Annotated in this window: 4 protein-coding genes; 1 reads left to right on the forward strand and 3 read right to left on the reverse strand. The window is 59.7% G+C overall.

Going from position 1 to position 6,529, the window contains the following annotated elements:
• Window positions 1-349: 349 nt before the first annotated feature.
• The 3 genes from ABH944_RS09520 to ABH944_RS09530 form a co-directional block, all read right to left on the reverse strand.
• Complete coding sequence (locus tag ABH944_RS09520; RefSeq protein ID WP_404605392.1) at window positions 350-1,810, reverse strand: mechanosensitive ion channel domain-containing protein; 1,461 nt, start codon at window positions 1,808-1,810, stop codon at window positions 350-352.
• Between the two features lie 210 nt (window positions 1,811-2,020).
• Window positions 2,021-3,379 (reverse strand): amidase, encoded by a 1,359-nt coding sequence (locus ABH944_RS09525; RefSeq protein WP_404605391.1) that lies wholly within the window; start codon window positions 3,377-3,379, stop codon window positions 2,021-2,023.
• A 229-nt stretch (window positions 3,380-3,608) separates the two neighbouring features.
• Complete coding sequence (locus tag ABH944_RS09530) at window positions 3,609-5,120, reverse strand: MFS transporter (RefSeq protein WP_404605390.1); 1,512 nt, start codon at window positions 5,118-5,120, stop codon at window positions 3,609-3,611.
• Window positions 5,121-5,374: 254 nt separating this feature from the next.
• On the opposite strand from ABH944_RS09530, the gene ABH944_RS09535 reads away from it, so the two are divergent.
• Window positions 5,375-6,247 (forward strand): LysR family transcriptional regulator, encoded by an 873-nt coding sequence (locus ABH944_RS09535; RefSeq protein WP_404605388.1) that lies wholly within the window; start codon window positions 5,375-5,377, stop codon window positions 6,245-6,247.
• Window positions 6,248-6,529: the final 282 nt, after the last annotated feature.

Consider the following 6,529-nt stretch of genomic DNA (forward strand, 5'->3'; position numbering starts at 1 on the left):
TTGAAAAATTTCGATTCGACGAATCGAAAATCTTGATGTGTTTCGGTTGGCAAAGCCTGCGAGCACGTGCAATGTAAGCAACGCGATATAGAGGAGGTACTTGGGCCAGCCGTGGATTGCCGCTAGCGTTGACGATCAGGACGCTCTTTGTATTAGCCGGTAAATCAGGCATTTTTATAGCGATTATTTTTTATTGAAGAACAAGACCCAAGGCAAAGCTGAGGCTGCCTTTTTAAGCCGACTGAACGACAGCGTTAAAGAAAGCTTTTATCCCAACATGAGTTGCATGCAAGCCGATGACCGCTTGCTCTAATCCACTGCTCGCCAAGCCGCTTGCTTGATGGAATCGCTAAGTGGTCAGGTCATGTAGCTTGTGCATGCCGGCGCGCAGCCAGTCCAGCAGCGTGTGCTCGGTGCCGGCTGGCACGGGTATCTCGGTGTTCAGCTTGCGCAAGGAGTCTTGCCGTTGCGAAAGCAGGTGGCACATCTGCTGGCCGACCTCCGGCCTGCTCTTTAACAAGGGCGTCAGGTCCGTCTTGTCCAGCCGATAGATTACTGCCCGCGTCAAAGCCGTGACTTGTGCCTGGACCGGCAACCCTGCCAGGACGCCCGCTTCACCAATGGAGTCTCCAGGTCCCAGGCGTGCGGATTCGACCGGGCCTGAAGGTCCCTCGACCATCACCGAAATGACACCCGACTCGACGATCATCAGGTAGTCCGTCACCTCTTCTGATTTGACGATCACCTGATCCGCTTCATATTCGTGACGCGACAACCTCTTCGCCAGCGCTTCGATTTCCTCGCCCTTCAAGGCACGGAAGAGTTCGACGTGCGACAGGAGCCGCTGCCGGCTATCGACGGCGTCGTGGCGTGGCGGCCTTGGAACGCTCAATGGCCACAGCTCGATTCCCGCAGCGGCGAGATGGCGATGGCACAGGTCGTAAAGCTGGTTCGTCACGACCACGGATTTGCCTATGTCGTCGATATAAACCGTGACTTCATATTCAATCGAATTGATCGTGGCTTTCTTGACAAGCGTATAGGGCTCCGGCGATTGCAGCACCATGCTGCTTCCTTCTATTGCGCGCTCCAATGCGCCAAGCACGGTAGCCGGGCGTTCTTCCGGCGAAATCTGGAGCGTGATGGATACGCCGTGAAGCGCAACGGGACGGCTGCTGTTGGTAATTTTCGCCTTGGCCGCCACACTGTTGGGGACGATGACAACATTGCCCTGGGAGGTGAGCAGGTGCGTTGCACGCCAGTTCATCTCCAGCACCTTGCCCTCCACGCCATCGACCGATACCCAGTTCCCAATGTGATAGGGCTCGGTCGTGTTCAGTACGATCCCGGCGAATACATCGCTAAGCGTGCTTTGGATTGCGAGACCCAGCACGATTGCCAATGCGCCGGAGGTAGCGACCAGTCCTGTCACCGGCAACCCCAGCACGAATGCGAGTGAAGCTACCACTGCTGCGAGAAACACCAGCGCGCCGAGTACGTCCTGGAAGAGGCGCTCCTTGTGCCAATGACGCGACCGGAACACGGCGTCCAGCGACAACGTAAGAAGACGCGCGCCGATGAGCCACCACGACACCTCGACGATCTGGGCCGCAAGATGACGGCCCGGGGACTCAGGCCACGGCGCCGGCGTGAAGGGACTCAGGGCCGATTCGAACAACAGGGCGCTCAGCAGCGCGAATATCACCAGTCTGAGCAGCAAGCGAATGGTGTCGTTGCGTGGGAACGCCGCGCGCCAGAGCGCGACGTCCAACGCTACCAGCACGAAGCCAAGAACCAGCGGATCTTTCACAAGACTGCTCCCGACATGGAGGACGTTCAGGGTGACTGCGCGACGAGCGGATGCGCGGGGTCACGTGTTGTGTTGTCTCGATGACTTTGCATTCTACGGTTTCCGGACCGTATCGGCAGTGCCTGTCTTCAGTGCGGCGCATGGCATGCGTGCGGCGCAATCACCGCCCTGATCGGTCATTCACGTGGCTGAGCCGTGGACTTTGAAACATCACGTGTCGCGCGTGCTGTCGAGACTCGTGCTTGCCTTCAGCTTCACATCCTGCCAACCCGCTCGCGTTTCCACCCACTCTGCCACCGCAAGCAAGCGTTCGTCGTGTTGGGCTGCGCCGATCAGTTGAGCGCCCAGGGGCAACCCCGCGGGGCCGAGAGCAATGGGTAGTGTGACGGCGGGAACGCCCAGGAATGTCCATGGAGCGCACCACGAAGCGTCGCCGGTATAGCTGAGCCCGACCGGTGCTTCTCCCGGCGCCGGCGCAACGAGAAGCGCGTCAAGACGCATGGCGGCTTGCAACCAGTGGCCAAAAAGATGGGCAAGCCGCACCTGCGCAGCCCTCGCCCGCGCATAGTCAACGCCCGATACCCCGCGGCCGTCATTGATCAACGATGTCATGACCGGGCTGACGAGACCGGGCGACAGGTCCAGAAGCCCGCCGTGCACGACCGCAGCTTCCACCGACAAGATTGCCGAGATCAACGCGCCCATGTCCGCGAGTTCGTCAGGCAAATCGACCGTGACGAGTTCCGCTCCATCCGCGTCCAGTCGTGCGGCCAGTTGCATCAACGCGCTGTGCTGAGCCGGTTCCATCGCGCTCCCTACGGGTCTGCGCAGCATACCGATACGCATGTGTGTGCTGCCGTCATTGCCGTTGCTATTGCGGCGTACATGAGAAGAGTGAAAGTCCTGGTCGTCACCGCCCGATACCACCTTGAAGGTGTAAGCGGCATCTGCAACATTGGCGGTAAACAACCCTATGTGATCGAGCGATGGCGCCAGCGGCAACACACCGGTTCTCGCGATGCTGGCATAGGTCGGTTTAAATCCCACGACACCGCAATAGGCTGCAGGGCGAATGACGGAACCAATGGTCTGGGTCCCGAATGCGAGAGGAACAATCCCCGCGGCCACAGCCGCGGCAGACCCGCTGGAGGAACCTCCGGGCGTATGTTTCGTATTCCACGGATTCACCGTTGGACCCGGATGGCGCCAGGCAAACTCTGTTGTGACGGTCTTTCCCAAGATGGTCCCGCCCGCTTGCCGCAAGCGCGCCACCAATACCGAGTCGGTCCCGGGTCTGCGGCCCGCGTAGGCCGGCGAGTTGTACTCGGTCGGCATGTCCGCCGTGTCGATCAGATCCTTTACGCCGATGGGAATGCCCGCGAACGGCGACCCGGTATCTGCTTGATTGACCACCGGCGAGTCCGGCAGATAACTGAATGCATGCAACCACGGCTGTGTTCGCCGGGCCGCCTCATCGGCGGATTCAATGCTTTGCCGGATTGTAAGGAGACCGCTCTCTACAGCACGGCGGATGTCGCGCAAGGTAAGTGCGTTTGCTGGTTGAGTCATCTCGTGAATAGTCCCGGTGTGTATTGGGTGGCCTAAGCGCGCAAGTGCCCTTAGTATGCCAGCCGATTAAACCAGGACAATAGTGGATGCGCAGGCTGGCATTTGCCCAAACGCTGCTAGCCGCGCGGGCCGGAAGCAAACCGGCTAAGCCCCGCGCTCACCCGGCCTTAAGGATTTCCGCTGGAAAATTGAGCCAGTGCCTGAGGGTCCGAGTACAGCGGACCCGCTTTCATCCTTGCTCAAGCGCTTGCGCCGCCGGGTGCACGCGTCGTCCCGCCAGGACCCATACGGCCGCACCAATGACCAGTGAAAGCGCGCCGGCAACGCACAGGGCCGCGGCGAAACCGCTGGCGAAACTTGCGGGAGCCGCGGTTGCAATGAACACCTTGGCGGCCGGTGCTAAATGCTCCGTTGCGTGAACCGCGTCACCGGCAAGCAGTCTTGACAAGAAGTCGGGATCCAGCGAATTCCTCACTTCCGGAGCGTTGGCCAAGGCTGCGTCGAAAGCCGCTTGAGTCCGCGATGCAAGCACGGCGCCAAGCACCCCGACCGACGTGACGATCGCGGTAAACCGCGTGGTCGTGCTAATGCCGGAAGCCATGCCCGTCCGGTTCGGCGGAACGCACGCCATGATTGCCTTCTGCGTGTCGCCGTTCAGTATGCCGGCCCCACAGCCCGTAACGATCATGCCAACGGCGACAAGCCAGTATCTTTGATCCATGGAAACCCACGCGGTCAACAGGTTCCCCGCACCGATCAGCCCAAGCCCGGCCGTTAGCAGTGTCACGCTGGAAAACCGGCTCGCGAGCCACGCCCCGATGTAAGGACCCGCGATCATGGCGGTAGCAAACGGAAGCATGCCAATGCCCGCGCTGACCGCCGGCCATCCGAATGCATTCTGCAGATACAGCGGCAGGAACGTCATCATGACCTGAGCGCAGGCCGCATAGCCGAACATGCTCAGCACGGCAGCAACAAAGCGCGCCTGACGAAACAGCGACAAGTCGATCATCGCATGGGGGCGGTTCTTTTCGATCCTCAAGAATACGATAAGTAATCCTGTACATGTGGCGAACCTGGCTACTGTAGGAAGACTACGCCAACCGTCCGTTTGCGTTCCTATCAGCGCCCAGATGCCCAGCGATAGAGAGGCGGCGAACAGCAGGCTTCCCATTACATCGATCGCTCCCGCTTGAGGATTGCGCGATTCGCGGATCGAACGGTGCACACACCACCCGAGAATCGAGCAGACAGGAAGATTCAGGAGGAAGATCCACCGCCACCCGATCCATTGCGTAATCACGCCGCCGACCAGCGGCGCGACCGTTGTCGCCAGCCCCATGCACATGCCCCACACAGCCCATGCACGCGCTCGCCCGGGTCCTTCCTGGAAGGTGTTGGCGATCACCGCGAGCGCGGACGTGAGCAACATGGATGCACCTGCGCCTTTTACCGCGCGAGCGAGATTCAGGAAAAACGCGCTGGGAGCAAGCCCGCATCCGAGCGATGCCACGCAGAAGACCCCTAGCCCGATCATCATCAGTTTCTTTCGGCCGAAGCGATCAGCCATGCCGCCGGCGGCCAGCAAGCACGATGCAAAGGCGACCATGTAGGCGCTTACAACCCATTCGACGTCAGCAAAACCCACGTGGAACGATCGCGCGATCGAGGGCAAGGAAACGGCGACCACGTTGGTATCGAGGACGATCAGCGCGCATGTTGCCGAAGCGGTTCCCAACACGAATCTCGCTGCCCGCGCGCTCAATACCGGGCCGTCGGCCGTGTCCGCCAAACGCTCGTTGTTCCGCTCGTTGTCAGCGGGCGGGGAGACATCAGAAGGCTGCGGTTGAGACGCTTGGTCACGGGTAACAGACGGACTTCTTCGAAACATGGATACCACCATCGGCAGGAAATTGATGGAGGTCATCCTATCTATAACGCTATTAGCCGTCACTAACGTAAGATCACAGAATTATTCACGAAAATGTTAATACAGTGAAACTCGAACTTCGTCACATCCGGTGCTTCGTGTGCGTCGCCAGACATCTCCACTTTGCCCGCGCCGCCGAGGAGCTCGGCATTGCACCACCCTCGCTCACCAAGCAGATCCAGGAAACCGAGCAGTTGTTGAACGTGCGGCTATTTCATCGGACCAAGCGCAGCGTTGCGCTGACCGCTGCAGGAGAAGCCTATTTGCCCGAAGCACTGGCCGCCCTGGCGCACTTGTCACGTGGGCAGGAACTTGCCGCACTTGCGCAACGAGGAGAGCTGGGCCGGATCGAGGTGGCATACATCGCGTCGGCGGCATTTGCGGGCGTGCTCCAAAGCACCCTCCGCGGATTTCGCAAGGATCATCCCCGCATAGAAATCGTCCTGAGCGAACTTGCGATGGACCGCGTGCCGGCCATGCTTGCTGAAGGCCTTGTCGACGTTGCGTATGTCAGGCCGCCCATGCATTTCCCGGAGGGAATCCAGGCAATCACGCTGTATCGGGATCATTTCATTCTGGCAATCCATGAAGACTCGCCGCTGGCGAACTCGGCAGGCATTGCGCCCGCGCAATTGCGCGACTGTGTTTTTGCGGTGCCTGAGCAGGACTTTGGGACATTCGAAGTCGGGCGCAGGGGGCGCTTTCAGCCGAAATTGGGGCAGCGGCCCGGACCGTTGGCCGCAGTACTGGCTTGCGTTTCGCTAGGAGGAAATGTTGCGGTAGTGCCGCGCACGCTCAGCGACTGCGTTTCATTTCCAGGCGTGATTTATAAGGCGATTACTGGAAAACCGATCGTGTCCGAGATCGCTGTGGCATTTCGCCGGCACGAGCGTGGTCCCGCTGTTCTGGAATTTATCAGGTATGCGAAACAATTGTAGTTTGATGTCTGATTGTTTTGTGAATCTTGTGAACGAGGGGGCGGTTGCGTGGAGTTAGGCTCCGCACGAGCGGACCGCGTTCGGCAGGCAGTTTTTCTTTTCCGGGCGACCGCGCTCATATAGAGGCGGCCGACAGGTGTCCGCAAAATGGCAATTGCGGAGGAGCGGGAAGGACACGGCGGCTGTCGAGAGGGTGTAATTAGTTTTGTGTAAACGGTCATTTGGCAGGAGACTGCCAGCATCTAGGAGCAACGATGACCGTAGCGAAACGCACCAAACGAG

Source organism: Caballeronia udeis (genome assembly GCF_044909315.1).
GTDB classification, from domain to species: Bacteria; Pseudomonadota; Gammaproteobacteria; order Burkholderiales; family Burkholderiaceae; genus Caballeronia; species Caballeronia udeis_A.

Coding starts and splice junctions, on each gene's coding strand:
- ABH944_RS09525 (WP_404605391.1), bottom strand. CDS start 3,379: ATGACTCAACCAGCAAACGCACTTACCTTGCGCGACATCCGCCGTGCT.